The sequence below is a fragment of the Methylobacterium sp. WSM2598 genome, from assembly GCF_000379105.1.
GTDB lineage: Bacteria > Pseudomonadota > Alphaproteobacteria > Rhizobiales > Beijerinckiaceae > Methylobacterium.
This window is the reverse complement of record NZ_KB900609.1, coordinates 7,314,201-7,339,495: the sequence shown is the minus strand read 5'-3', so window position 1 is coordinate 7,339,495 and position 25,295 is coordinate 7,314,201. Positions and strand designations below refer to the sequence as shown.

At 74.6% G+C, this 25,295-nt stretch carries 21 protein-coding genes; 8 read left to right on the top strand and 13 right to left on the bottom strand.

The window, feature by feature from the left end; translation table 11 throughout:
- Nucleotides 1–217 precede the first annotated feature (217 nt).
- From MET2598_RS0134160 to MET2598_RS0134125, 8 genes are all read right to left on the bottom strand, one after another.
- Nucleotides 218–1,573: an MFS transporter gene (locus MET2598_RS0134160; RefSeq protein ID WP_012331800.1), complete on the bottom strand. Its 1,356-nt coding sequence runs from the start codon at nucleotides 1,571–1,573 to the stop codon at nucleotides 218–220.
- Between the two features lie 42 nt (nucleotides 1,574–1,615).
- Nucleotides 1,616–1,990, bottom strand: coding sequence for a hypothetical protein (locus MET2598_RS43240; protein WP_018263870.1), 375 nt, complete (start codon nucleotides 1,988–1,990; stop codon nucleotides 1,616–1,618).
- 29 nt (nucleotides 1,991–2,019) lie between these two features.
- A complete protein-coding gene (locus tag MET2598_RS0134150) occupies nucleotides 2,020–3,999 on the bottom strand; it encodes an aconitate hydratase (protein WP_018263869.1) in 1,980 nt (659 codons plus the stop codon).
- A gap of 525 nt (nucleotides 4,000–4,524) precedes the next feature.
- A complete protein-coding gene (locus MET2598_RS0134145) occupies nucleotides 4,525–5,829 on the bottom strand; it encodes an extracellular catalytic domain type 1 short-chain-length polyhydroxyalkanoate depolymerase (protein WP_018263868.1) in 1,305 nt (434 codons plus the stop codon).
- A gap of 58 nt (nucleotides 5,830–5,887) precedes the next feature.
- Nucleotides 5,888–6,307 carry a CopG family transcriptional regulator gene (locus MET2598_RS0134140; RefSeq protein ID WP_012335375.1) on the bottom strand — a complete coding sequence of 140 codons (420 nt, stop codon included), beginning with the start codon at nucleotides 6,305–6,307 and terminating at the stop codon, nucleotides 5,888–5,890.
- Nucleotides 6,308–7,085: 778 nt separating this feature from the next.
- Entirely contained in the window at nucleotides 7,086–8,000 is a 915-nt protein-coding gene (locus tag MET2598_RS0134135) for a hypothetical protein (protein WP_018263867.1), read from the bottom strand.
- The gene (locus tag MET2598_RS0134130; protein ID WP_084673981.1) at nucleotides 7,997–9,142 is read right to left on the bottom strand and encodes a TAXI family TRAP transporter solute-binding subunit; all 1,146 of its coding nucleotides are present in this window, start codon (nucleotides 9,140–9,142) and stop codon (nucleotides 7,997–7,999) included. The genes MET2598_RS0134135 and MET2598_RS0134130 overlap by 4 nt, the downstream gene beginning before the upstream one ends.
- Before the next feature lie 349 nt (nucleotides 9,143–9,491).
- Nucleotides 9,492–9,869, bottom strand: coding sequence for a hypothetical protein (locus tag MET2598_RS0134125; RefSeq protein WP_012335378.1), 378 nt, complete (start codon nucleotides 9,867–9,869; stop codon nucleotides 9,492–9,494).
- Nucleotides 9,870–10,270: 401 nt separating this feature from the next.
- Here MET2598_RS0134125 and MET2598_RS0134120 point away from each other — a divergent pair, with 401 nt between their 5' ends.
- From MET2598_RS0134120 to MET2598_RS0134105, 4 genes are all read left to right on the top strand, one after another.
- Nucleotides 10,271–11,050, top strand: coding sequence for a hemerythrin domain-containing protein (locus tag MET2598_RS0134120; protein ID WP_012335379.1), 780 nt, complete (start codon nucleotides 10,271–10,273; stop codon nucleotides 11,048–11,050).
- A gap of 162 nt (nucleotides 11,051–11,212) precedes the next feature.
- Nucleotides 11,213–11,461, top strand: coding sequence for a cation:proton antiporter domain-containing protein (locus MET2598_RS0134115; RefSeq protein ID WP_018263865.1), 249 nt, complete (start codon nucleotides 11,213–11,215; stop codon nucleotides 11,459–11,461).
- The gene (locus tag MET2598_RS41820; protein WP_018263864.1) at nucleotides 11,458–11,604 is read left to right on the top strand and encodes a hypothetical protein; all 147 of its coding nucleotides are present in this window, start codon (nucleotides 11,458–11,460) and stop codon (nucleotides 11,602–11,604) included. The genes MET2598_RS0134115 and MET2598_RS41820 overlap by 4 nt, the downstream gene beginning before the upstream one ends.
- Before the next feature lie 246 nt (nucleotides 11,605–11,850).
- A complete protein-coding gene (locus tag MET2598_RS0134105) occupies nucleotides 11,851–13,035 on the top strand; it encodes a sugar nucleotide-binding protein (protein ID WP_018263863.1) in 1,185 nt (394 codons plus the stop codon).
- A 110-nt stretch (nucleotides 13,036–13,145) separates the two neighbouring features.
- Here the strand turns inward: MET2598_RS0134105 and MET2598_RS0134100 are convergent, their stop codons facing one another.
- Complete coding sequence (locus MET2598_RS0134100; protein ID WP_012335382.1) at nucleotides 13,146–13,496, bottom strand: hypothetical protein; 351 nt, start codon at nucleotides 13,494–13,496, stop codon at nucleotides 13,146–13,148.
- A 180-nt stretch (nucleotides 13,497–13,676) separates the two neighbouring features.
- Nucleotides 13,677–13,850 carry a hypothetical protein gene (locus MET2598_RS41815; protein WP_018263862.1) on the bottom strand — a complete coding sequence of 58 codons (174 nt, stop codon included), beginning with the start codon at nucleotides 13,848–13,850 and terminating at the stop codon, nucleotides 13,677–13,679.
- A gap of 257 nt (nucleotides 13,851–14,107) precedes the next feature.
- On the opposite strand from MET2598_RS41815, the gene MET2598_RS0134090 reads away from it, so the two are divergent.
- Together MET2598_RS0134090 and MET2598_RS0134085 are read left to right on the top strand one after the other, a co-directional pair.
- Complete coding sequence (locus MET2598_RS0134090) at nucleotides 14,108–16,210, top strand: sensor histidine kinase (RefSeq protein WP_018263861.1); 2,103 nt, start codon at nucleotides 14,108–14,110, stop codon at nucleotides 16,208–16,210.
- Nucleotides 16,192–16,851: a response regulator gene (locus tag MET2598_RS0134085; protein WP_018263860.1), complete on the top strand. Its 660-nt coding sequence runs from the start codon at nucleotides 16,192–16,194 to the stop codon at nucleotides 16,849–16,851. Before MET2598_RS0134090 ends, MET2598_RS0134085 begins: the two co-directional genes overlap by 19 nt.
- 180 nt (nucleotides 16,852–17,031) lie before the next feature.
- Here the strand turns inward: MET2598_RS0134085 and MET2598_RS0134080 are convergent, their stop codons facing one another.
- Nucleotides 17,032–17,757, bottom strand: coding sequence for a PRC-barrel domain-containing protein (locus MET2598_RS0134080; RefSeq protein WP_018263859.1), 726 nt, complete (start codon nucleotides 17,755–17,757; stop codon nucleotides 17,032–17,034).
- Nucleotides 17,758–18,030: 273 nt separating this feature from the next.
- Here MET2598_RS0134080 and MET2598_RS0134075 point away from each other — a divergent pair, with 273 nt between their 5' ends.
- Nucleotides 18,031–18,789 (top strand): ZIP family metal transporter, encoded by a 759-nt coding sequence (locus MET2598_RS0134075; protein ID WP_018263858.1) that lies wholly within the window; start codon nucleotides 18,031–18,033, stop codon nucleotides 18,787–18,789.
- A 49-nt stretch (nucleotides 18,790–18,838) separates the two neighbouring features.
- Here the strand turns inward: MET2598_RS0134075 and MET2598_RS0134070 are convergent, their stop codons facing one another.
- Nucleotides 18,839–19,594, bottom strand: coding sequence for a Crp/Fnr family transcriptional regulator (locus MET2598_RS0134070; RefSeq protein ID WP_018263857.1), 756 nt, complete (start codon nucleotides 19,592–19,594; stop codon nucleotides 18,839–18,841).
- A 403-nt stretch (nucleotides 19,595–19,997) separates the two neighbouring features.
- Between MET2598_RS0134070 and MET2598_RS0134065 the strand changes: the two genes are divergently transcribed.
- Nucleotides 19,998–20,702: a haloacid dehalogenase type II gene (locus MET2598_RS0134065; RefSeq protein WP_012335388.1), complete on the top strand. Its 705-nt coding sequence runs from the start codon at nucleotides 19,998–20,000 to the stop codon at nucleotides 20,700–20,702.
- Nucleotides 20,703–21,283: 581 nt separating this feature from the next.
- On the opposite strand, the gene MET2598_RS43495 is transcribed toward MET2598_RS0134065, so the two are convergent.
- Nucleotides 21,284–25,075, bottom strand: a complete 3,792-nt coding sequence (locus tag MET2598_RS43495; protein ID WP_018263856.1) for a glycosyltransferase — start codon at nucleotides 25,073–25,075, stop codon at nucleotides 21,284–21,286.
- Between the last annotated feature and the right edge of the window lie 220 nt (nucleotides 25,076–25,295).

Sequence of the window (25,295 nt, the reverse complement as noted above, 5' to 3'; positions counted from 1 at the left end):
CTCGCGAGCGTCGTGCGAGCACAACGTCGTGCGCGGTTCACCGTTGCGGCGCCCACCGAAGCTCGCGCGCGTCGGCCCGCCGCGCCCGGGCGGAGCCTTTGGGAATCGAGCTCGCGCACGACGCAGGATCGCGCGGCGAGGCGTCGAGAACGGGACCGGCGGTCGTGGAACATGACCGCTGGCAGGAGGACCGGGCATCGGCGGTCCGCCCGCGCCTCTATTCCGGCAGCGGCCTGCCGGTGGTCTCGGGCATGAACCAGGGCACGATCAGCCCGAGCACGTAGACGCTGCTCATGATCAGCGCCGCCCGCGCCACGCCGCCGAACGAGGTGACGATCTGGCCGGCGATGATCGGGAAGATCCAGGCGATCAGGCGGGCGCCGTTGAACACGAAGCTCGCGGCGGTCGCCCGCACGGCCGGCGTGAACAGCTCCACGAGGTAGATCGCCATCCAGCTGAACGAGAAGCCGAGCGTGAAGACCCCGTTCAGGAAGGCGATGACCATGAAGGTGGTCAGACCGCCGGTCCACACATAGGCGAGCACCGAGGTCGCGAGGCAGCCCGCATAGGTCAGGATCAGGAATTTGCGCCGCCCGATCGCGTCGGCGAGGAAGCCCGAGACCAGGTAGGCGGCGATCGCCCCGATGTTGTAGATGATGCCCATGCGCGGGCCCCAGACGTTGGCGGGCTCGCCCGCCGCCTTGGCCAGCGCCTCGGTGTAGGCCGGCAGCCAGGACGACACCGCCCACCAGCCCACCGTCGTGGCGAAGGACATCACGGTGGCCAGCAGCACGCGCCGCCGGCTCTCCGGCTCGCGGAAGATCTCGGTGAGCGTGAAGGGGCGCTGCGCTGTCTTGTGCACGCGGCCGCTCTGCGCGTCCTCCGTCGTGGCGGCCCAGCGCTGCTCCTTGAGCGCCGTCATCCAGCGCTCGGATTCCTCCAGCGCGCGGCGCAGGTAGAGGCAGACGAAGGCCGGCAGCGCGCCGAGCGCGAACATGATGCGCCAGCTCTCGGAGCCGAGCGGGTTGGTCGCCGCCAGCACCGCCCAGACGATCGCCGCCAGCACCGCGCCGCCGCCGAAGCCCGATTGCAGGAAGCCGCAGCCCTTCGGCCGCGCCCGGTTCGGCCAGGTCTCGGCGACGAGCGCGATGCCGGTGCTCCATTCCGAGCCGATCGCCAGGCCGGTGATGAAGCGCAGGAGCGCGAGCTGCGCGAAGCTCCCGGCGAAGGCGGTCAGCCCCGTGAAGATGGCGTAGCCGAGGATGGAGAGCATCATCATGCGCTTGCGGCCGATGTAATCCGCCGCGATGCCGCCCAGCATGCCGCCGATCCCCCAGCCGAGCAGCGTGATGCCGATCGCCGCGCCGACGTAGAAGGCGGGCGCCTGCGCCTGCTCGGGCGTGAGAATGGAGTTCAGCGCCGGGCGGAGCGCGTAGACCAGCGCCACCGCCTCATAGCCGTCGAAGATCCAGCCGAGGTAGCTGCCCCAGAGGATGCGCCAATGTCGCGCCGTCAGGCCCGCGTACCAGGGAGCGGAGGCGTCCTCGCGCAGGACCGCATCGCCGGCTGCCATATGTTCCTCCCTCGTCTCGCTGCGCTGCGCCCCCGTCTCGCCTCAGGTGACAGCCTGCGCGAGGCAGGCCGTGCCGGCGCCGTAGGCGTCGCGCACCCGCCCGCCGGCGAGGCCGCCCGGCAGTGCCGCACCCTCTCGCGCGATCAACGCGCCGAGGTCGGTGCCGGCCGCGACGCGCATCCGCGCGGCCCTCCCGGCGAGATCCTCGGCCGCGACGGTGTCGGCGGCCCCGGGCGCGAAGGGGCGGCCGCCGAGGCCCGCGCAGGAGGCCTCGATCCCCCGCACGCCCCCGCCGGCAGGCCGCGCCGGGGCGGCGCGACGCCGCGCTTCGAACGGGGCGGCGACGCGGGGCCCGGGGCCGAGGACGCGCGGGCCCGTCAGGGGGCCGCTGGACGGGGCGGGAGCGGGTGTCGGCATCGCGGTCTCGGCCGGTTCGGAGCGGGAGGTCAGGCGACGTGCTGCGCGGATCCCCCGTCGCCCCGGGCCGCCAGCCGCTCGCGCAGCCAGTTGATGACCCCGCCCCCGAGCAGCAGCGCGATCTGGCGCGGCGAGAGGTCGTGGCGCAGGGTGATCCGCCTCCCGCCGACGCGGGCGACGATCTCGTGGCCCGCCTGCAGCGCGGCGGCGATCCCGTCGATCTCGATCAGGTCGCCGCATGCGAGGCCCTCGTAATCCGCCGGGTCCGCGAAGGTGAGCGGCAGCACGCCGAAATTCACCAGGTTCTGCCAGTGGATGCGCGCGAAGCTCTTGGCCAGCACGGTCTCCAGCCCGAGATAGCGCGGCGCGAGCGCGGCGTTCTCCCGGCTCGACCCCTGGCCGTAATTCGAGCCGGCCACGATGGCGTGGCCCGCCCGCTCCCGGCCGGCCTGCCGCGCGCGGTCCGGATAGGTCGCGTCGATCGGCCCGAAGGTGAACTCGCTCGTCTTCGGGATGTTCGACCAGTAGGGCATCACGCGCGCGCCCGCCGGCATGATGTCATCGGTCGAGATGTCATCCCCGACCTTGAGCAGCACCGGCACGCGGATGCTGTCCGACAGCCGGCCGAGTTCGGGCAGGGTGGTGATGTTCGGGGTCTTCTCCAGCCGCACCGCGCGCGCCGCCTCGGCGTCGAGCGGGGGCACGAGCATCGCGAGCGTGGCCGGATAGGTGTCGGGCGGCGCGATCCGCGGGCAGGGGAGGCCGAGGCCGCGCGGGTCGGTGATGACGCCGGTCAGCGCGGAGGCCGCGGCGGTCTCCGGGCTGCACAGGTACACGCTGTCCTCGCGCGTGCCGGATCGGCCGGGGAAGTTGCGCGGCACCGTGCGCAGCGAGTTGCGCCCCGAGGCCGGCGCCTGCCCCATGCCGATGCAGCCGTTGCAGCCGGCCTGGTGCACGCGCCCCCCCGCCCGGACGAGGTCGGCGAGTTCGCCGGTCGCGATCAGCGTCTCCAGCACCTGCCGCGAACTCGGATTGACGTCGAAGGAAACGCGGTCGTGGACCTGGCGCCCCCTCACCATCGCGGCCGCGACCGCGAAGTCCCGGTAGCCCGGATTGGCCGAGGAGCCGATGTAGGCTTGGTAGATCTCCTCGCCCGCCACCTCGCGCACCGGCACGACGTTGCCGGGGCTGGAGGGCTTGGCGATCAGCGGCTCGAGGGCGGAGAGGTCGATCTCCTCGTGCAGGTCGTAGGCCGCGCCCTCGTCGGCGGCGAGCGGGATCCAGTCCGCCTCGCGCCCCTGGCTGCGCAGGAAGCCGCGCGTCGCCTCGTCGGAGGGGAACACGCTCGTGGTGGCGCCGAGTTCGGCGCCCATGTTGGCGATGACGTGCCGGTCCATGGCCGAGAGCCCGTCGAGGCCCGGCCCGTAATACTCGACGATGCGGCCGAACCCGCCCTCGACGCCGTGGCGGCGCAGCATCTCCAGGATCACGTCCTTGGCGCTCACGAAATCCGGCAGGGTCCCGGCGAGGCGCACGCCCCAGATCTGCGGCATGCGCAGGTGAAGCGGCTCGCCCGCCATGGCGAGCGCGACCTCGACCCCGCCCGCCCCGAAGGCCAGCATGCCGAGGGAGCCGGCCGCGGGCGTGTGGCTGTCGGAGCCCACCAGCGTGCGCCCGGGCTTGCCGAAATGCTGCATGTGGACGGGATGGCTGATGCCGTTGCCCGGCCGGCTGTACCAGACGCCGAAGCGGCGGCAGGCGGAGCGCAGGAACAGGTGCTCGTCGGCGTTGAGGTGATCGTTCTGGACGAGGTTGTGATCGACGTACTGCGCGGCGAGCTCGACCTTGACCCGCTCGACGCCCATCGCCTCCAGTTCGAGCATGACGAGGCTGCCGAGGACGTCCTGCAGCAGCGCCTGGTCGATCCTGAGGGCGATCTCCTGCCCCGGCTCCGGGGTGCCCTCGACGAGGTGCGAGCGGACGAGCTTCTGCGTGAGGTTCAGTGGCATCGACGCACCTCCCTGATTCCGTGCCGATGCTCCCGCCCGCCAAGGACAGCCCGGGTGCGCGCGCGTCGGCACAGCTTGAGCCGCGGCTCAAGCGCTCGATTGCGACCAGAAAATCAGAGAAGAGGATGTATCACAAGTCAATTTAGGGCAATCCGTCACAATAAACGCTTGGCCGGATCCGCCCTCAATTGCGCAGCTTGAGCTGCATATCCGTGTTCCGTCGGGCGGTTTAGGCCGAAAATCTGCCCATGTTCGGAAATCCGAGCGTGGGGAGTCGGATCTTTGGACGGGTCCGTCCCTCTCCCGGCCGCGGCGCGCCGCCCATCTCCGAACCAGGCCGGCCGCGTCGACGGACCTCGCGGCGCCCGTCGCGCCGGCGGGAAGCCCCGCAAGCCGGAGCGTGCCGCCGCGACGGATCCCGTGCCCGCGCCGGGATGGGCCTCCCGGGGCGGCACGCGGGGGGCGCCCGGCACCGCCCCCGCGGCACGCGGGCGGTCCGGGCATCGGCTCTCGGTCCCGTCGCGCTCAGTGCCGGGATGGGCTCGGCGCGCGCGCGTGTGCCAGGAAGAAGCGCATCAGCTCCCGGCTGGCATCGGGGCCGCGCGGATCGGTGTAGGAGCCGTCCGCGCTGCCGCCCGACCAGGCATGGCCGGCGCCGTGCAGCAGCCACTGCTCCAGGACCGCCCGCCCGGTCTCGTCGGCGTGGACCGTGCGCGTGTAGGCGATCCCACCCGGGGACTCGCCGCGGGTCACGGCCGCGACCAGCGTCCCGGCGGGCTTGGCCTGCGCGATGACCTGATCCCCGTTGACGGGATTGACCGTCCGGTCGCCGTCGCCGTGGAAGACGATGGTCGGCACGGCCGGCCCGCCCCGCCTCGGCTGGACCGCCGCCCCTCCGTTCATGGCGGCGAAGGCCGACGGCATGTCCCGGGCGGCGCCGCAGGCCAGCCCCGAATGCACGCCCACGGCGGCGAACAGATCCGGATAGGTCGCCGCCATGATCGCCGCGGCCGCGCCGCCCGCGGACAGGCCGGCCACGTAGACCCGGGACGGATCGGCCGAGAACTCCTCCACGACGGCGGTCGCGATGCCGGCGATCAGGGCGGGCTCCCCGCCGTCGCGCGCCTGATCGGCGGCGTTGAACCAGTTCCAGCACTTCTGCATGTTCGCGGATTGGGGCTGGCGCGGGTAGGCGACCAGGAAGGTGTGTTCCTCGGCGAGGTCGTTCATCCGCGTGCCGAGGGCGAAATCATCCGGGTTCTGCGTGCAGCCGTGCAGCATCACCACCACGGGGAGCGGCTGACCGGAATAGCCGCTCGGGACGAAGACCTTGTAGGTCCGGCTGCCCGCCGCGTTCGCGAAGCTGCGCTCCTCGAACCGGGCGCCCTCCGGCACCGGGACCGCGCGTGGACGGACGGCCCCGAGCCCCTCTGCCGGGCCGAAGGCGCCGGGCTGGCCGAGCCGATCGCGAACCGCCCGCATCGCCTCGGACAGGTCCGGAAAGCGCGCCGGCCGGTCGCCGCCCGCGGGCGCGTCGGCATTGCGCTCCTCGGCCTCGCGCGGGGCCGTCCAGGCCCCCTCCGGTCCCGCCGGAGGCACCATGTCGATGGTCGGCCAAAGGGTCCGGGACGAGGTGCGGGAAGAGGTCGGGGACGAGGTCGGGGATGGGCGCTCGCTGCTCCAGGCCGGCCGCCCCGGCCCCTGCGCCGGGGCGTCGTTCGCGGTGCGCGGCACCGACCGGCCCTGGAGCATCGCCACGGCCTCCGCGAGCTTGCCGGCCCGGGTGAGGCGGGTCACCTCGGCCATGTCGATCGTGCTGAATTGGGTCATGTCATGGTCCTTCGATGCCCGGAGCGGGCGGGAGCGCCGGGCTGGTGGCGGGGGGCGGTCAGGTGGTCCGGTCGGCGAGTGCGGCCTTGACGGCGGCGCTCGCGTGGAAGGCGCCGAGCACCTGGACCGAGGCGATGGCCGCGCGGGCGAGGTCGGGCGTGACGTCGTCGGCGATGCTGGCGAGGCCGAGAACCTGGATGTGGAGGGGGCGCCCGCTGTCCCGCGCCGCCTCCAGGTCCCGCCGGGAGAAGTGCGCCAGGCCCAGGCTGAGCTGCCTGCGCGCCACGGAGGTGCGGATCGCCTCCTCCTGCCGGTCGAGCTGGTTGCGCACCGCCGTGCGGATGAAGTCGGCGCGGTTGGCGTAGAAGCCGTCGCGCACCATCAGGTCGACGCGCCCGAGATCCACGAAGCCGAGATTGACCGTGATCTTCTCGCTGTCGGGCGTCCTGGTCCGCGGGTCGTGCAGGTTGCCCGTCATGTGCGCCATCTCCTGACCATCCAACCGGATGGTCAGGAGATGGGGTTGCGCCGCCTGGGCGGCAAGGGGGGTGCCCTTCGCGGGTCCGCCCCTCCTCGCCCGCGGGATCCCTCTCCGGGCGATGACGCCGACGCTCCCGCGGCGGGCGTCGCTCGGCGCGCACAGCGGAGGCCGAGACACCGAGGCGGGGAAGAGCCGAACACCCTCGCGGCCGCCCGAGCACCGCGGGCCGGGCCGCCGCAACTCTCCGCGTCCGGTGCCGAGCGCCAGGGTCCGTCAGGAGCGTCCAGGCGCCCGTGACGGGCGCGAGGGATCGGCGTCCGCAGCGGTCCGCGGGTCCCGGGCTGGGCCGGGACGGATGGCGGCCCGGGAGGTCCGGCGGTGCTTCCCGCGGGCGAACCTGTGCGATGGCGCAGGCGATGCGGGCCCTGCCCCGGCAGGCCTCAGGCCGCCGCGCCGACGCGCCGCAGCGCGGGCGGAGTCCGGCGCCTTCCATCGCAGGAGGGCGTCCCCGCCCGGGTCGAGGCGCGGCGAGACCGCGCCGGCCCATCCACCGGACGGCGCGGGTTCGCGACCGGCGAACCCCCGTGCCTCCTGACAGGTGCGGCGACCGGAATGGGCGCGGAGGCCCGCGCATGCGAGCGGGGCGACGCGGCCGGGGCGCGGCCGCCCCGGTCATTCCATCGGCGGGCCGGGACTTCGCGGCCCGGCGGGCTCGCCGGACAGGCGGGTTCCTCCGGGAGGAGCCGGCCGGCACCCTGGCGGGCCGTCCACCGGATCAGCGCTGGGCCGCCCCGCCATCGGCCCGTTCGAGGCTCGTCAGCCGCGCGGCCGCGCTCGCGGAGCCGGCGCTGGCGGCGCTCCGGTACAGGGTCAGGGCCCGCGCCACGTCGGCCTTGACGCCCTTGACCCGCCACGCGGACAGCCGGGACGGGTCGTAGGTCTCGGCCAGCGCCTCGAGGACGAGCGGGTGGTTGTCCGCCGCCGCGTGTTCCAGGAGCCGGCGCGCCGCGGCGATGTCCCCCAGCTTGACCGCGCCGCGGGCCCGCGCCAGCAGCGCCGCGCCCTGCGGGGTCAACTCGCCGCCGGCGGCCCTGGGCGGGACCGGGGCCGCGGCGGGGATGAGCGCGGCGGGGACGATGTCCGCGGAGGCGACCTCGACGACCGGGCCCCGCGCCTCCGACGCGGCGCGGGCGGGATCGGCCGCGACGGCCGGCACCGCCGGGGGGATGGCCGCGACGGTCGCGACGGTCGGGACGGTCACGGCGGCCGAAGCGGGCGGGGATGCCGCTTGGCTCGGCTCGCCCCCCGTGCGCCGCAACTCGTCGCGCAGGACCTCCACCGCCGCGCGCAGGTCCGGGGCGGGCGGGGCCGAGGGCGTCGGCGCGCCGCGATGCGCGCGCGGCGCGGGGGCGTCCGGCCCGCTCGACGGCTCGCCCCGCACCGGCAGGCCGCCGCGCACCGCGATCAGCGCGGTGACGGACCCGACCGAGAGGAGGGCGAGGACGAGCACGCCGGCCGCCACGGCGAGGCTCCGGCGGACGCCGCGGCGCGGCCCCGCGCCGTGACCGGCCTCGGTCAGGCGGGGAAGAGGGTGGCAGAACTCGCCCGCCGGATCCTCGGCATCGGGGGCGGCCTCGTCGCCCTCGATCAGCCTGAGCACCGCGGGATCGGATCTCGGCACCGCACTCATCGCTCACGTCCCTCGTCCTTGGCGCCCTGCGCTCGCCGCTGCCACCGCACGAAGTCGCGGAACAGCGCCTCGCGGTCCTCCGCGGCGGCGTCCGCCCGGCCCCTCGCGTCGAGAAACCTGTTGAACGAGGCCCGGCTCTCGGCGTCGGGGCCGGCGGCCTCGCTCGGCCTGTTCCTGTCGAGCCATTGCTGGGCCGCCTTGAACCGCGTCCACCCGGGAATCTCCGCCGCGAGATTGACCTCGGCCCATTTGGGATGACGCGCCGGCTGCTGGAACGCCGCGATCTTGGAGAAGAACGCCTCGGTGAACCGCGCGATCTTCTGGTACCGGTCGCTCTTCTCCGGCCAGTTGTAGGCGGCGAGGATCGAGCTGACCGTGACCGTCTTGACCGGCCCGCCGGGAACGAGGTTCGGGTAATCCTCGTGCGTGAACTCGCCCGGGAGGTAGAGTTCCGCGATCTTCTGGTCGAACGGGACCTCCAGCAGGTGGAACCGGTTCGCGGCGTCGAGCTTCGCGACGGCCGGGATGGGCTTGCCGGACATCTGGAACGTCGCCGCGATCTCGCCGCTCTTCAGCATCTCGTAGGAGGTCAGCTGGTCGTAGTTGGTCGCCACCACCGGAATGCCGAGCAGCTCGAAGATCAGGCGGCCCGTATAGTTGGCGCCGCTGCCCTGAAGGTCGAAGTTCACCATCTTGCCGGCGAGCTGACGGATGTTGGTGATGTCCGGCCCGGCGATGAGGTGGGCCTCGTCGGTGAACAGGCGCGCGATGTAGGTCAGCGACTTGGCCGCGCCGCCGAGTTGCGCATCCCGGCGAAGGGCCTCCAGGCCGTCCGAGCGCACGATCCCGAGGTCGATCCCCCGGAGCATGAGGATGTCGCGAAGGTTCTGGTCCGCCCCCTTGCCGATGACCGGGAGGATGCGCAGCGCGTCGCCGTCGTCGAGGACGAACGAGAGGTCGTTCGCGATCTGGATGAAGGTCCCGGACACGGTGCCGGAGATGACCGTGACGACGCCGGAATTGGCGCGCTCGCTGCGGGCGGCGAAGCTCTCCGCCGGCCGCCCCTTCCGGCCGGACGGGGCCTCGGCCCGGCCACTCGGCACGGCCGCGATGAGCGCGGCCACGGCCACCACGACGGACACGATCGCGCGCCGAGCTCGACTGTACGAGGAGGGTTGCCGGCCCATGAGAGGAAACGTCACACGTTTAATGAGTGACGCCGTTTTGCACTGAGGACTGAGGCCTTTCTAGGGCTGGAAGTGGGCCGAAGATGAGGGCGTGCGCTCAGTATTGAAGAATACAGGAGGAACGGCTCCGCCCGAAAGCTTGACCGTGGGACGCCGCAACCCGCGCGGCGCCCGGCGGGGCGGCGGCCCATCCGGAGGCCGGGGCCGCTCGGGCGCCGTCCGCCGGCACGGACGTGTCCGGGCGACCGGCTGGGGCGACCCGGCGGCCGGCTCCCACCCGAGGAGCCGGCCGGAGCGGGGCCTGCTACCAATCGGCCGGATCGTCGGCGGGGCCGAATCCGACCGGGCCCGGCCCGAACCGGCGCGGCCCGTAGGCGCCGTACCGCTCCACGACCACCTCGTCGACGACGGGCCGCGGCCTGTACACGACGGGACGCTCCACCACGACCTCGCGCAGGACGGGGCGCGGGCGGATCACCGGGCGCTCGACCACGACCTCGCGCACCACCCGCGGCGGCGGCGCGATCACCCGCCTCTCCACGATGGTGCGGCGCGTCACCACCGTCCGGGGGACGTCGAACGCGTCGTAGCCGTCTCCCATGGCCCGGGCGGAGGAGGAGCCCAGCAGGGCTCCGGCGCCGAGCGCGAGAGCCCCGAGGCTCGTCAGAACAAGCGTCTTCATACTCACACTCCCTCACACGCGAGGGCAGCCACCCAGTGCGGCTGCGCGGGAGGTAACGCCGAGAGGCGGGGTTTGGCCGAACCCGCGGCGTTCGCGCGCGCGGCGCCTGGGAGCGGCCGCGATGGTCGCGGACGGGACCGGCGCCCTGCCGGTGACCCGGGCCGAACGCGGCGCCGCGCTCGGCACCTCGACGGTTCACGTCACCCGCAGGCTCCCGGAATTCCGGCTCCAGGAACTCCGGCTCCAGGAACTCCGGCTCCAGGAACTCGGCTCCAGGAACTCGGCTCCAGGACCTCCGGGGGGAGGGACCGATCACGCCGTGCGCCGGCCTTCCGCCGGCCGATGCGGGAACACCCCGAATCGGCGCGAGTTTGGAAGGCGCCATCGACGGAGCGCGACTCATGGACATCTGGCAACTGACCGCACGCGATCACGCCAACATCACCGCGCTCGTCCGCGAGATCCCCTACGCGCTGAACGGACCGGGCGTGGTGCGCAGCCGCGAGCGGCTGCTGGCCGACCTCATGGACGAGCTGGAGGGCCACGCGGAGGCCCTCGAGGCGAGCCTGTTCGACGCGCTCGGCGCGCATGGCCGGGCCGGCGGGCTGCTCGACGACTTGCGGCGGGAGCGCGGGCAGGTGATGCGGCAGCTCGATCAGCTGGCCCGCCGCCACCGCCGCGGCAGCGAGGGCTGGCTCAGCACCTTCGAGGACGTGACCTACCTGGTGGACCAGCACCTCTACCGGCACACCCACGAGCTGCTGCCCCTGGCGCGCGAAACCCTCTCGCCCGCGGAGGTGCAGGAGGTCACCCGGACCTTCGCGCGCGCGAAGATGCGCGGCCTGCGGCAGGGAGCGCGGCGGCGTCCCCCGCTGGCGCCGTCGAGCGGCCTGTTCGGCCCGCTCGCGCTCGGGCTCGCCGCCGCGGCCGTGGCCGCAATGATGTGGCGGTCCGGCATCCTGCGGGGCGGACCGGGCGGTGCCCCCCGGCGCGGGCGGCCGGACCGGCCGGAGGGGATCAGCCGGGGCAAGTCGCGCGCCGACCTGGCCGCCGCCGCCGCGCCCGGCAACCGCGTCCCCGGGGAGGATCTCCGGAACCGGCAGGACCGCCTCCTGGACGAGGCCCTGGAGGAGACCTTCCCGAGCAGCGACCCGATCTCCCCGCACCAGATCACGCGGTAGCGGGACGGCGGCCGGGGCCGCCGCGGCCGCGCCCCGACGCCGCAGGACGGCCCGCCGCGATCCGGCCCCCTCGCGGCGCGTTGTCGTCCGCCGCACCGGCGCGGCGGACGGGCATGGAGCAGGGCGTAGCGACCGCGGTGCTGTGCATGGTGGCGGGGCGGGGTGGCCGCGCAGTGCCTCGCGGCCCGCCTGCGCGTCCCGGCCACCATGATGCTGCTGGCGCTCGGCGTCCTGGTCGGCCCCGTGCTCGGCCTGCTGCGCCCCTGCGCCGCTCTCGGGCCGAGCCTGCGTCCCCTGGTCGGGCTGGCGGTGGCGATCGTGGTGTTCGAGGGCGGCCTCGCCCTCGATGTCCGCGAGCTGCGCGCCGCCGGGGAGAGGGGCCGGCTCAGGACGGGACCTGCCTCCTCGTGATCCGGGCGGACGGCTCCCTCGACCTTCCCTCGCCCGACCGCGCCCTCGACGCGCCCGGGGAGGGCGCCCGGCCGGTCCTGCTCGCCCGGCCGCCGACCCGGGCGCGGACCCGTCCGGATCCGGCCGCGGCGGGCGCCGGCTGAGCGGTTCGACCGCCGGGCTCCCGATGCCCGCCTCCACGCTCGATCAGCGCTGTTCGTCCGCCCGGCGCGCCCTGATCATAAGTTAATCAGCGAAACAGGACCTCGTCGCCGCGCAACGTCCCGCACAATCTGCTTAACACAGGTTGCTCCGGCGCGGTTGGATACAGAACAAGATCTGGAACGTTTGGCGAAGCGATGGCTTGAAAGCGGCGCGCATTTGTCATGGACCGAGCGGGATTCGACGTGATGCTTGAGGCATGGGGTGGGATCGCGTGCGGCATCGGTCGCTTCGCGGACGCCTTCCGGGAGCCGCTCGCGCGGACCGGCCGGGAGCCGCTCGCGCGGACCGGCCGGGAGCCGCTCGCGCGGACCGGCCGGGAGCCGCTCGCGCGGACCGGCCGCGGGAACCGGCGCGCGGACCGCGACGCGCTCGCGGCGCCGGGCATCGCGGCCCTTCGGGCCGCTTTCCCGCGGAAGGCCGTCGCGCCCGACGATCCGGACCGCCGCGACGGGTCCCGGCACGATGACCGGCCGGCCCGCGGCACGAGGCCCGGCCGCGCCGCGGCCGGCCCTCCCGGGGCGGAGCCCGGAGATCCGGCGCCGCCGCCCGAGGCGGCCCGCCTCGTCGTCCTCGGGCGGGCGGGAGCCTACGGGGCGGCCATCGCGCGGCTCTGCGAGGCCCGTGGCCTGTCCGCGGCCGTGGTGGATCCGGAGGCGCTGCCGGATGACCTGGCCGCGCAGCCGGCCTGGGCCGTGATCGACCCGACTGGCCTTCCGCTCGCCGCCGCTGCCAAGCGCTATCCGGGCGGCTCGTTCCGCGCCGACATCCGCCGGGGCGAGCGGGTGGCCGGGCTCTGCGCCGGGGTGGGCGCGCGGCTCCTCGCCTTCTCCTCGGACCTCGTCTTCGACGGCCGCACCGGGAGCGCCGCCGTGGAGAGCGATCCGGTCCGGCCGTCGGGCGCCTACGGGGCCAGCGAGGCCGCGCGGGAGGCGGGCATCCTCGGCGCCCATCCGGGGGCGCTCGTGGCGCGCACCAGCGTGGTCTTCGGCCTCCCCGACGCCAGCGACGAGGCCGGCCTGCTCCTCGCCGGCCTCGGGTCCGGCAGCCTCCGGCGCTTCCTGCGGCCCGAGATCGTCTCGCCCACCTACCTGCCGGACCTGGTCCACGCCGCCCTCGGCCTGCTCGCCGCGGGCGAGGCGGGCCTCTGGCACCTCGTCAACGCGGGCGAGACGACCTGGGCGGGCTTCGCGACGCGGCTGACCCTGGCCGCCGGCCTGCCCCGCCCCGCTCCGGGCTTCCGCGCACCGGCCGACCACCGCAACACCGCTCTGGCGAGCGAGCGCGGGCGGCCGCTGCCGCCCCTCGCCGGCGCCGTCGCGCGCTACGCGGCGGAGAGGCGGCGCGCGCCCGCGCGGCTCGCGGCGGAGTGAGCCGCACCCGGGACGCGGGAGCGGCGGCGAACCGGATCGGGCGGGACGGGTTCGTCCCGCGGCGGAGCCGGGGCCGGCGGGGGCCGCTTCACCCCCGCCGGCCCGCCGGCTCACCGCGTCGGGGCCTTGCCGCCCCGGTCGGCGGCCGGCTTGTCCCGGAGGCTGCCGGTGGCCAGGTCCTCGCCCGCGGGATGCAGCAGGCCGTCCTGCCGGATCACCCAGCGGTCACCGGTCTCGGCGGCGCTGTCGTAGCCGGCCGTGCGGGTGCGCAGGCTGCAGCCGTCCGGACAATCGACCCGCAGGGAGGCGCCGGGCGCGATCGTCGCGTCCTTCTCCTCCGCGCCGCGGTCGATGGTGAGCGTGTGCTCCCGCTTGTCCTGATTGGTCACGGTGATGGCCAGGGCGGGGCTGACCGACAGAACGAGGAGGCCGAGAACCGGGGCAACAGATCGGATCGACATGGGACTTTGCTCCTGAACCCGAGAGATCATCAGCGACGCGCGCCGGGCCGCCAATCCGCATCCCGATCCGGTGCAGAAGCATCGCGGCGCCCGCACGCGTCGATCTGATATCTAAACTTACGAGTTCAAGCAAGATTACGGCAATTTAATATTATTGTACTTCACGTATTTCGATGAACTTTAATCCTGGAACGCGCGAATGGTGAGAATGAACACTTCGTGTCCCGCCCGCGCGGCCGGATCGACGCCGATCCGCGAGATCTGCCCGTCGAGGAGCGCGATGTCCTGCGTGCAGGGTCCGGCCAGCACCGCGACGGACAGGGCGGCGGCGATTCCGATCGAGATGGTCCTCATGGTGTGGGTCTCCCGGGTGGTCTGCCGGACCGCGCGGGACCGGTCGCGCCCGACGCGGGGCTGATCCTGAGGGGAGGCCGCCCGGGACGGCCGCCGGTCGGGAGATGCGGCGACCCTGTCCGTGGCCTCCCGGACGGGGCCGGGAGGCGCGGGGCCGCGCGGCGAACCCCGCGGGAGCATCCCGGGCGCGGCGACGTTGCCGCCACGACGGGGGCGGCGGCCCCGCTCTCCCGGCGCGACGCGTGGATGAGGCGCGCATGCTCGACCCCGAGACACCGGCATGCACGACCGCCCCGCCCCGGCCCGTCGCGCGCGGTCCGCTGATCTCGCTCCTCCTCGCCACCACGATCCCGATCGTCCTGTTCGGGGCCGGGGCCGCCTACCTGGCCGCCACCCAGACCCGGGCCGGGGTCCGGCGGGCCGCCGCCGAGACCGTGACGCAGGTGGCCGAGCGGGTGACGAGCGCGGTCGGCGAGGAACTCGCGGTGCTGACGACGCTCGCCCTGTCGCCGGCGCTCGACGCGCCGAACCTCGCCGCCTTCTACGACGAGGCGCAGCGCATCACCCGCGCGCGACCGCTCTGGGAGACCGTCTCGCTCGTCGGCGCGGATGGCCGGCAGATCCTCAACCTGCTGCGCCCGCTCGGCAGCGCGCTCGGGCCGGCGGCCGACCTGCCGACGATCGAGGCGGTGCGGCGCACGCGCGCGCCCGCGATCGGGGGCGTCGGGCCCGTCGGACCGATCAGCGGCAAGCGCCTCGTCTCCGTCTGCGCGCCCGTCGCGCGGGATCAGGCGCTGCGCGACGTGCTCTGCGTCGGCCTCAGCCCCGAGGGCATCCGCGCCATCCTGGCCCAGGCCGGCGCGCCGGCGGGGTGGATCGGCACCATCGTCGACCGGGAGGGGCGGCTCATCGCCCGCAGCGTGCCGGGCGACGAGCGGGTCGGCCGGCCCCCGGACGCGGCGATGCGGGAGGCGGTGGCGCGCGCCCCGCAGGGCCTCTACCGCAGCGAGGCGCAGGACGGGGTCGAGGTCGACACCGTCTACCAGACGCTCGCCGGGACCGGCGGCTGGTCGGTCCACTTCGCGATCCCGAGCGACGCCCTCGACCAGCCGGTCGCCCGGTCGCTGATCCTGCTGGTGGCCGGCCTCGCGGCCGCCCTGGCCCTGGCGGCGGGCCTCGCGGTCCGGACCGGCCGCGAGATCGCGGAGCGGCGGCGGGGCGAGCAGCTTCGCGCCGCGCTGGCGCTCGCGACGAGCGAGGAGCGGGCCGCGGTCGCGATCGCCGCCGCGGAGCTCGGGACCTGGCGCTGGGACCGGGGCGGCGGCCGCATCGTCGGCTCCGCCCGGACGCGCGACCTCCTCGGCCTGCCCGCGACGGCGGCGGCGCCGGACGCCTTCGGGTGGCCCGACCGGGCCGTCCTCGCCGTCGTCGCGCCGGAGGACCGCGACCGCCTGGTCGCGGCGGTCGAGGAGGCCCTGCGCCGGGGCGCGGGGCTCGACATCGAGTTCCGGGTGACCCCGGCCGGGCAGCAGGCGCGCTGGCGGCGCCTGATGGGCCGCGAGGAGCGCCCGGACCTGCCGCGGGCGGGAGGGGGCCGCGGAGAGGGCGCGGTGCTGCACGGCGTGATCGCCGACATCGAGCCGCGCAAGCGCGCCGAGGCGGCGCATCACGACCTGCTGCGCCGCCTCGCCCAGGCCCAGGAGGACGAGCAGCGGCGCATCGCCCGCGAGCTGCACGACCAGGTCGGGCAGACGGTCACCGGCCTCTCCCTCGGCCTGAAGGGACTCGAGGATCTCCTCGCCCGCGGGCCGAGCCCGCCGCGGGCCCGCGACCAGGTCCGCTGGCTGCAGGGCCTCGCGGGCGAGATCGGGCGCGACATCCACCGCACCGCCTCCGACCTGCGCCCGAGCGCCCTCGACGATCTCGGCCTCGTCAACGCGCTCGCGGCGCTCGGCGCCGATTGGACCGCCCGCTACGGGCTCGGCGTTGACGTCCAGGCATTCGGGTTGTCCGCGCGCCTGCCGCTCGAGGTGGAGACCGCCATGTACCGCGTCGCGCAGGAGGCCCTCACGAACGTGCTCAAGCACGCCCGCGCGACCCATGTCAGCGTCGTGCTGGAGCGCCGCGGCGAGCGCCTCGGCGTGGTGATCGAGGACGACGGCACCGGCTTCGACCCGGAGGCCTGCGCCCCGCCGGCGGAGGGGCGGCCGCGGCGCCTCGGCCTCTCCAGCATCCGCGAGCGCCTGAGCCTGATCGGCGGGACCCTGCGCGTCGAATCCGCGCCGGGCTCGGGCACGACCCTGTTCATCGACGTCCCCCTCGCACCGATGCCGGAGGCCCGATGGCCGAGATCCGCGTGACCCTGGCCGACGACCACCCGATCGTGGTCACCGGCATCAAGGCGCTGCTGGCGAGCGCGCCGGACCTGCACCTCGTGGGCGAGGCCGCCACCGGCTCGCAGGCGCTCGAGGTCATCTGCGCGACCGAGCCGGACGTCGCGATCATCGACATGTCGCTGCCGGACCTCAACGGACTCGACCTCGCGCGCCGCCTCGCCGAGCGATGCCCGCAGGTGAAGCTCCTGGCCCTGACCGTGCACGAGAGCCGGGCCTACGTGCAGCCGATGCTGCAGGCCGGGGCGCGCGGCTACCTCAAGCGCTCGGCCGCCGACGAGCTGCTGCGGGCGATCCGGGCGGTGGCGGCGGGCGGGCTCTACCTCGACCCGGCCGTGGCCGACAAGGCGCTCCCCGGGGCGCCCGCCGCCCGGTCCGCGGAACCCGGCGGCGCGGATCTCAGCCCGCGGGAGACGGAGGTGCTCCGGCACACGGCCCAGGGCTTCAGCAACACGGAGATCGCGCTGCGGCTCGACGTCAGCGTCAAGACCGTCGAGACCTACAAGGCGCGCGCGGCCGAGAAGCTGCACCTGCGCACGCGCGCCGACATCGTGCGCTTCGGCGCGGCCCGCGGCTGGCTCGATCGGCTGCGCGAGACCCCGCCGTGACCGGCCCCGCCGTCACGGATCCGCGCGGGAGAGCGGGACGGCGGGGCCGGTCGCGCGGCGGGACGGGGCGATCCCGGCGCTGGTCCGGGGCAGGGGGCGCGGGCGCCCCGGGGAGAGCGGGCGCCCCGGCAGGATGCCGCGTCGCCCGCTCGGTTCTCCGGCCCGCCGCGGCGAGGGGGCTCAGCCGCTGGTGGCGACGCTGACGGATTGGTCGGCGTTGACCGGGGTGCCGCTGCCCTTGGTCCAGGCCGGCATCGCCTTGATCTGGTCGTCGGTGATCCCGCGGGCGACCAGCCGGTCGCCGTTCATCGACACCTTGTCGAGCGGGACCGCGACCTGCTTCTCGCCGAGACCGAGCACGCCGCCGTGCCCGATCACGATGCTGGCATGCCCGTCGCCGCCGCGCACGACCTGCTCGACGTCGCCGAGCACCTCGCCCTTGGCGTTGTAGAGGTTCATGTCGGTGAGCCGCGAGACCTTGATCGCTCTCGTCCCGGCCGCGTTGGTCGAGCCGGTCTTGTCCGCACCCTTGAGGTCGTTGCTGCCGAGCGTCTCGAAGATCGACATGCCGTGCGGCCCGACCGTCATCAGGACCGGGTCGCCGTCCTTCGACTTGGCCTGGATGACGAAGGATTCCGCCACCACCTTGACGTCGCTGAAGCCGGCATTCTGCAGGTCCTGACGGATCTTGTTGGCCGTCACGAGGCTCGCGTGCTGCTGGCTCCCGGGCTGGCCGGCCTGCGCGGCGGAGGGGCTGGTCTGCGTCTGCGCGCCGTTGCCCTGTGCGAGGGCGGGACCGGCGAGGGCGGGACCGGCGAGGGCGGGACCGGCGAGGGCGGGACCGGCGAGGGCGGGACCGGCGAGGGCGACCAGGAGAGCGGTCGCCGCACCTGTGATCTTGGTCATGTGCCTTCCTCAGCTTGGCTTCGTGGGATGAGGCGCCCCGGCCCGCGGCCGCGGCGCCCGCTCCTGCCAGATGGAGGCCGTGATCCGCCCGCGTCAGTCGGGGAAAACCGTGCCCGGCGCCGTGCCTGTCGGGAAATCCCCCGACTTGATCGGCGCGGGATGCAGCCCGACGTCGAGTCGCAGGGGCGCCGAGGCGCGCCGGACCTGCGGATTGCGCCGGACCGGGCCGGTCCCGCCTCCGCTTCGACCTCTCCGATCGGAGGATGATCCGACATGCCCGTCTCGCTTCAGGCCGGCCTGTGGGGCCTGTTCAGCGGCTCGGCCCTGGTGCTCGGGGCCGCCCTCGCGTGGTTCCTGCGCATCCCGCAGCGGCTCATCGCGGCCGTGATGGCGTTCGGATCGGGCGTGCTGATCTCCGCCCTCTCGTTCGAGCTGATGGACGAGGCCTACCGGACCGGCGGCTTCGACGCGACCTCGCTCGGCTTCCTCGGCGGCGCCGCGGTGTACACGGGCGCCAACGTCTACCTCTCCCGCCGGGGCGCCCGGCACCGCAAGCGGTCGGGCGGGACCGAGGACGGCCGGCAGCCCGGGGATGCCGGCAGCGGTCTCGCGATCGCGGTCGGGGCGCTCCTCGACGGCATCCCGGAATCCATCGTCATCGGCGTGACCATGATCGGGGGCGGGGCGGTGAGCTGGGTGGCGGTGGTCGCCATCTTCCTGTCGAACGTGCCCGAGGGCCTCTCCAGCGCGGCGGGCATGCGCCGCGCCGGGCGCTCGGCCCTCTTCGTGTTCGGGCTCTGGACCGGCATCGCGGCGATCTCGGGCCTCGCCTCGCTGGCGGGCTACGCGGTCTTCTCGGGCTTCTCGCCCGCGGTGATCGCCGCCACCGAGGCCGTCGCGGCCGGCGCCATCCTGGCGATGATCTCCGACACGATGATCCCGGAGGCCTTCGCGATCGCGCACGATTACGCGGGCCTGATCACCGTGGCGGGCTTCCTGGCGGCCTTCGTCCTGTCCAAGCTGAGCGGCTGAGGGCCGGGCGGCCTCCCGCGGGGATCCGCCGGCGGCGCGGGGCGCGGCGCTACCGGTCCTCGGCCGCCCGCTCCGCCCCGAGGAGGTTCAGCCGCCTGTACTCCGCGCGCACGAGGCGGTGACACTCGCAGCAATCCGCTTCGAGGGCGGCCCGGTCGCGCAGCGTGATGCAGGCCCGCCTCTGGCTGACGATGCCCTCGCTCTCCAGGCACTCGATCTGCTCGCTGACGCTGGCGCGCCGCACCCCGAGCAGGTCGGCGATCAGCTGGTGGCTGACGCAGACCTCGTCCTCGCCGAGCCAGTCCCGCGCCAGGAGCAGCCAGCGCCGGACGCGGTGCTTCATCGGGTGGCGCGCGTTGCACAGGCTGAGCTGGGCCGACTGGGTCATCAGCGCCTGGATGTAGCTGAGACCGGTCCGGCGCAGGGTGGCGCTCGCCTCCATGAGCCGCGCCGCCTCCTCGGCGCCCAGGCGCAGCGCCGAGCCCGGAACCTGGACCGAGACGCGCAGCGTGGCGCGCCGGGTCCCGAGCAGGATGCCGAGCCCGGTCATGCCGAAGCGGCCGACGAGGCCGACCCCGTGCGCACCGTCGGCCTGGGTCCTGGCCTGCACGGAGGCGAGACCCCGCTCGATGAAGTAGACGTGCTGGATCTCCGTCCGCGGCTCCTCCAGCACCTGCTTGCGGCGCAGGGGAACCCGCTGGAGGTGGGGACGGATGAGGGCCCACTCGGCCTCGGGCAGGGCCGCCAGCAGCAGGTTCGGCGTGGTGAGCGCCTCGGGACGCGCCTCTGCCCCCTCGTCAGTCACGCGGCACGCCCACGCGCTCTCTCGCCAGACATCCATCGCGCGAGCATATCCGAACGAAACTCGACGGTCGGTCCCGAGCCGAGGCCCCTCGGCGTCAATGCAGCATCGCCGCCGCGCGGTCGATAAGACATCCTGCGCAGATGATTTTCAACCGACGAGCGGGGTCGGCGCCGTCACGATGACGAGATGTCGACTCTCTTCCTGGTTCGATCATCCGCCCGATCTGCGTGGGATGCCTCTCTGCCGATCGCGGCGGGATCCGACCGGACGGCCCGCGGCCGCGCCGGCGGCCCCGATCCCGCCGCCGGCCGAGCGATCCGCTCCCCCGCGCGTTGGCAGGGGAGCGGGCCCGTCCGGTCCGCGCAGGGCGGGCGGGATCGCGCGCCGGACAGGAGACGCGCCGATGATGCCCCGGCCCAAGCTGATCGCCTGCGACGTCATCGGCACGCTGGTCTCGCTGGAGCGCATGCGCCCGCTCCTGACCGGCCTCGGCCTGCCGCCGGCGGCCCTGGAGATCTGGTTCGCCTCGGCCCTGCGGGACGCCTTCGCGCTGGCGATCACCGACCGGTTCGCCCCCTTCCGCCTCGTGCTGCGGGGGGAACTCGCCTCCCTGCTCTCCGCGCACGGCCTCCCGGTCCGCATGGAGCGTCTCGACGCCGTCCTCGACGGCATGGCCGAGCTCGATCCCCAGCCGGATGCCGCGGAGGCGCTCGCCCTCCTGACCGAGGCCGGCTTCCGCGTGGCGGCGCTGAGCAACGGGTCGGCCGAGGCGACCGAGCAGCTGCTCCGTCGCGGCGGCCTGCACCGCCACGTCGAGATGGTGCTGTCGATCGACCAGGTGCAGCGCTCGAAGCCCCGGGCCGAGGTCTACCTCTCGGCCGCGCAGGCCGCCGGCGTCGCGCCCGGCGAGGCGGCCCTCGTGGCCGCCCATGCCTGGGACACGCACGGCGCCAAGGTGGCGGGCCTCGGGGCGGCCTTCGTGGCGCGCGGCCAGATCTACCCCCGCGTGCTGGTGCAGCCCGATCTGCAGGGCGAGGCGCTGCGCGACGTGGCGCTCGCCCTGGCCGCGCTGGATCCCGCGCCGGCGGGCGCTCGCGCCGGCGGCTGACGGCCTCCGGCGCGCGGGCAGGTCTCGCGCGAGCCGCTCGCGGCGGTCGCCGTGCAGCCGTCTCTCGACCCCTTCCGCACCCCGCGCGGCGATATGATCGAGCCAATCGCCAGTGTCGTGCCGCCGACCTCGGCTCGGAGGACGACGGCTCTCCTGGGTCAACCCGGTCTTCCGCGGCATCGCCGCGCCGCGATTCCATCGCGGCGACGCGCCCTCGATCGACGCCAGCGCCGGGGCGATGAAGTCCCCGGTATCGCGCCCGAACTCGGTGTCGCGGAACGGCTCCGACATCGTCCGCATCCGATCAGGCCGCGATCGGCCGGGTCCCGTCGAATGGTCGACGGTGCGGCGGTGATTCGCCGTGCCGGGCCCGCGAGATCTCGCGAGGGTTTCGGTCCGGCGAGGATTTCGCCTGCCGCACGATTCGGCACGATATGGAGGGGCACCGGCCCGGCGCCATATGCCCGGCGGATCATGCACCACATGAACGCGAACATGATGCCGGAGGGCATGGCCATGCCGCAGGCCGGGCCGGCCCCGCACTGATCGGGCGGCCGGGCCCGGAGGCCCCCGCTCCCGGATCACGATCCCGGGCCGCGCGCGGACCCCGCCCGGAACGTCCCTTCACCCCGGTGGTCGGCGAGGCCCGCGACCTCCGGCGGGAGCCCGTCGGGCTCCTGCGGGAGCCGGTCGGAGGCGGATCCGTGCGGCCGCCGCGAGCGGGCACCGGCAGCCCTCGCGGCGCCGCGGCCCAGGATCTCGTCGTAGAGCCGCAGCAGGTCGTCGCCCTGGTCGGCCGCACGGCGCAGCGGCGGGCCGGGCGGCGGCGGCGCCTGGAACCGCGCCGGATCCGCGTCGATCGCCCCCAGCACCTCCCGCAGCGGGCCCGGCGTCGAGACGTCGATCACGAACCCGTCCACCCCCGGCCGCACCTCCTCCCCCACCGCGCCCCGGTCGCTCGCCACGACCCACAGACCGAACGCCCGCGCCTCCCGCGACACGAGACCGAAGCTCTCCGGCCACAGCGACGGCACCAGCAGCACGTCAAGCTCCCCGTACAACCCCCCGATCTCCTCCTGCGCCACGGGGCCCACGATCCGCACCGGCGTCGTCCCCCACACCTCCTCGCTCGCGGAGCCCGGCTCCCGCGACAGGTCGACCAGCGTCAGGCCCAGGCACCGGAACGGCGTCGTGCGCAGCACCACCTCGAGCAGCGGCGCCCCCTTGTGCGCCTCCAGACCCCCCACGTGGCCCAGCCGCACCCGCGGACCCCGCCCCGCCCGCCGCGCCGGCACCCGCCCCAGCGACAGGCCGTTCGGCACGCTGCGCACCTCCGGGAACCCCGCCGCCCGGTACAGGCCCGCGAAGCTCTCCGACACCGCCAGCACCCGGTCCGCCCCACACAGAAGCCGCCCCAGCCGCCGCCGCCGCAGGAGCTGCGCCCCCGCCCCGTGCGGCGCGTCCGAGGCCGCCTCCAGCAGGTCCGGCGAGGGACGCACCACCTGCCCGTCCCGGTCGAGCAGGAACTGGTGGTCCGAGATCCACCAGCCGTCGTGCACCGTCACCACGTGCCGCAGGCCCCGCGCCTGCGCCGCCTCCACCACCGACCCGCTCAGCCGCTGCACGCAGTGGAAGTGCACCAGGTCCGGGCACAGCCGGTCCAGGAACTCCCCGAACAGCGCCCCCAGCGCCGGGTTGAACGGGCGCCAGTCCATCCCGGGCTCCAGCGGCGTCGACAGCCGCAGCACCGGAACCCCCCGGTAGCCGTCCAGCCGCGCCCGGCCCGCCGGCTGCACCCCCTCGTCGCTCGCCGCCACCGCGAAGGCGTAGCGCTCCCCCGCCGCCGCCAGGAAGTGGTCGAGGTTGTCGCGCACCACCCGCGTCGCCCCGCCGATCGTCTGGGGCGGGAAGAACACGTTCACCAGCAGGATCCGCGGCCGCGCCGCCGCCACGGCGGGCGCCGCCGGCCGCGCCAGCACGGACGCCACCCGCCCCGCCCCCGCCGCCAGCCCGTAATCCCGCCGCGCCTTGCGCCGCGCCGCCAGGCCGATCCGCCGCCGCAGCCCGGCATCCCCCCCCAGCCGCTCCAGCGCCGAGGCCCACTCCTCGGGCGTGTCGGCAAACAGCACGTCCTCGCCCTCGACCAGGATCTCCCGGTAGGTGCGCGTCCCGCTCACCACCGAGGGCACCCCGGCCACCGCCGCCTCCAGCCACTTGATCTCGCTCTTGGCGTCCGCCGCCGCGCCGGGGGCGAGCACCGCCAGGTTCACGTCGACCCCCGACAGGATCTCCCAGTAATCCTCCACCTGCGCGGTGAAGCCGAGGCGGCGGATCCGGTCCCGGTGGGCCGCGAAGGCGGGATCGAGGGTGAGGTGGCCGGCGATCAGCAGGCGCAGCTGCGGGTGGCGCTCCAGCAGGCGCAGCAGGGCCGGGCCGGCCAGGGCGTTGAAGTCGCGGTTATGCGCCTTGGTGCCCGAGCCGTAGAACAGCGTCACGGGCGCCTCCGGGCGGGCGGGGGCGGGGTCCGGCCGGTCGAGGAAGGGGGCGTTGCGCTGGTCGAGGCCGTTGCGCAGGACGTGGCAGCGGCCCGTGCGCAGGAGCGGGCGCATGGCCTCGGCGAGGGCCGGGGTGGAGGCGAGGCCCTCGTCGCACTGGGCGAGGGCGAAGCGGAACAGGGGCACGCCGAACTGCAGCCCGACGTAGTCCTCGGGGGAGATCTGGCCCTCGAAGCTGTCGAAGGGGTCGGGGTAGCAGCGCGCGTCGAAGATGAGGTCGTCGACGTCGTAGAAGGTGGGCAGGCCGAGGGCGCGGGCGTAGAGGATGCTGTGGAGGATGTCGGGGAAGGCGGGGAGGCGGTAGAAGAGGGCGGCGCGGGCGGCGTGCAGGGCCTGGCGGAAGGCCCGGGCCTGGTCGGGGGGGAAGACGCGGACGGTCCATCCGGCGTGCTCGAGCTGGCGGCGGCGCTGCTCGACGCGGTAGTGGACGCACTGGGGCAGATCGAGGTTGGCCAGGATGGCGACGGTCGGCCGCGGCGAGGGGATGGGCAAGGGGACGGGCAAGGGGGCGGCGAGGGGGAGGTCGGCGGCGAGCCGGTTCAGGGCCTCGTCCAGGAGGGCGTCGGCCTCGGCGCGGCGGCCCTGGCGGTACTCCGCGCGGGCGGCCTCGCAGGCGGCGTCGAAGGCCCGGCCGAGGATGCCGAGCCCCGCCTCGCGCCAGCGCGCGTCCTTGATCCAGCGCGGCGACGAGGCCCGGATCTGCGCGCAGGCGGCCGGCAGATCTCCGGTGGCGGCCAGGCACTCGGCGGCGTGGATGTGGCTCCAGAGGCTCGACCGCGGGTCGGCCGCGGCGGCCGCGTAATCGGCGGCCGCGGCGGCGAGGTCGCCCAGGGCCCGCGCGGCCTCGCCGCGGCCGTGCAGCCGGCGGGCGGTCGGGCCGCCGCGCGCGATCGCCTCGTCGTAGGCCCGGCGGGCGAGCGCGAAGCGCTGGCGCAGCAATTCCCGCATCCCGACGAGGCCGAGGAACGCGGCCTCGTCGGGGCCGGACACCACGTCGAGACGACCCGCCGGGAACCCGAAATCGAGCCAGTGCTCCAGCACCTGCGTGCGCGGCAGGGCGGCGCCCCGGGGCAGCGCGGCCCGGTAGCCCGCGAGATCGAAGCAGCGCGGGAAGACCGTCTCGCCGATCAGGGCGGCGAGGTGGGCGGACTCGTTCGGCGCGAAGCCCCGCTCGATGCCGGTGCACAGCCAGTGCCGATAGAGCGACGCGTCGTCGGGGAGGTCCTCGACCGGGTACACGGCGCGGTAGAAGGCGGGATCGAACATCGCCTCGGCGTGGATCGGGGCCAGGCGCGCGATGCCCCGCTCCACGAAGAGACGAAGTCCCTCCGCCCGCACCCGCGGCGGGGGGCCGATCCAATCGGCATTCAGCTGGACGAACTGGGCGAGGTCGAACCGAAGCAGCCAGGATCCCGGCACCAGGCCGTGCTGCCGCAGGAAGGCCGCGAAGGCATCGGCGGCCTCGGGGTCACCGTCCCGCACCGCGACGCGCGCGAAGGCGTCGGCGTCCGACGCAATGTCGAGGGCGTAGGGCCGCTTCTCCTCGCGCCCGTGCCGCAGATAATGGGCGATGAACTGCCAGTCCTCCGTGAACCGCGACGCAAGGTCAGGGTTGAGATCGCGGTAGAGGCTCGGGCGGAAATCCTTCGGCAGCGGGCCGTGCTCGGCGCTGAGATCGGCCAGATAGCCCTCGACGCTGCTCTGCCGCCCCTCCCGGCGGCCGTGCCGGAGATAATGTTCGAGCAGCTCGCCCCGGCCGGTGAGGTGATGAAGGTCGGGGTAGAGCGTATAGTAAAAATTTTCATCAAAGTCGCTCACCCCGTCCTTCGCCGAAGGACGCCGTATTTTCCCGAGCGCAAGTCGTAAACTGCTGAAAATTCGCCTCATCTGAACGATTTGGAATACTCCAGGCCGGACAGGCATAGCACGACACGGCGGTGAAATACCCGATCGAATGGCACGCGGTTGTAACTCATGTGAATTTCGGCCGGCCCGCAGGCCGGTGATCATCGCGCCGGCCGCGCGACCGGATGACGTC

What these genes read in the sequence shown, in the direction of transcription:
- MET2598_RS0134075 (WP_018263858.1), top strand. Translation starts at nt 18,031, where the DNA reads ATGCCCGTCTCGCTTCAGGCCGGCCTGTGGGGCCTGTTCAGCGGCTCG.
- MET2598_RS0134090 (WP_018263861.1), top strand. Translation starts at nt 14,108, where the DNA reads ATGCTCGACCCCGAGACACCGGCATGCACGACCGCCCCGCCCCGGCCC.
- MET2598_RS0134120 (WP_012335379.1), top strand. Translation starts at nt 10,271, where the DNA reads ATGGACATCTGGCAACTGACCGCACGCGATCACGCCAACATCACCGCG.
- MET2598_RS0134160 (WP_012331800.1), bottom strand. Translation starts at nt 1,573, where the DNA reads ATGGCAGCCGGCGATGCGGTCCTGCGCGAGGACGCCTCCGCTCCCTGG.
- MET2598_RS0134105 (WP_018263863.1), top strand. Translation starts at nt 11,851, where the DNA reads ATGCTTGAGGCATGGGGTGGGATCGCGTGCGGCATCGGTCGCTTCGCG.
- MET2598_RS0134080 (WP_018263859.1), bottom strand. Translation starts at nt 17,757, where the DNA reads ATGACCAAGATCACAGGTGCGGCGACCGCTCTCCTGGTCGCCCTCGCC.
- MET2598_RS0134150 (WP_018263869.1), bottom strand. Translation starts at nt 3,999, where the DNA reads ATGCCACTGAACCTCACGCAGAAGCTCGTCCGCTCGCACCTCGTCGAG.
- MET2598_RS43240 (WP_018263870.1), bottom strand. Translation starts at nt 1,990, where the DNA reads ATGCCGACACCCGCTCCCGCCCCGTCCAGCGGCCCCCTGACGGGCCCG.
- MET2598_RS0134125 (WP_012335378.1), bottom strand. Translation starts at nt 9,869, where the DNA reads ATGAAGACGCTTGTTCTGACGAGCCTCGGGGCTCTCGCGCTCGGCGCC.
- MET2598_RS0134085 (WP_018263860.1), top strand. Translation starts at nt 16,192, where the DNA reads ATGGCCGAGATCCGCGTGACCCTGGCCGACGACCACCCGATCGTGGTC.
- MET2598_RS0134100 (WP_012335382.1), bottom strand. Translation starts at nt 13,496, where the DNA reads ATGTCGATCCGATCTGTTGCCCCGGTTCTCGGCCTCCTCGTTCTGTCG.
- MET2598_RS41815 (WP_018263862.1), bottom strand. Translation starts at nt 13,850, where the DNA reads ATGAGGACCATCTCGATCGGAATCGCCGCCGCCCTGTCCGTCGCGGTG.
- MET2598_RS0134140 (WP_012335375.1), bottom strand. Translation starts at nt 6,307, where the DNA reads ATGACGGGCAACCTGCACGACCCGCGGACCAGGACGCCCGACAGCGAG.
- MET2598_RS0134065 (WP_012335388.1), top strand. Translation starts at nt 19,998, where the DNA reads ATGATGCCCCGGCCCAAGCTGATCGCCTGCGACGTCATCGGCACGCTG.
- MET2598_RS0134145 (WP_018263868.1), bottom strand. Translation starts at nt 5,829, where the DNA reads ATGACCCAATTCAGCACGATCGACATGGCCGAGGTGACCCGCCTCACC.
- MET2598_RS0134135 (WP_018263867.1), bottom strand. Translation starts at nt 8,000, where the DNA reads ATGAGTGCGGTGCCGAGATCCGATCCCGCGGTGCTCAGGCTGATCGAG.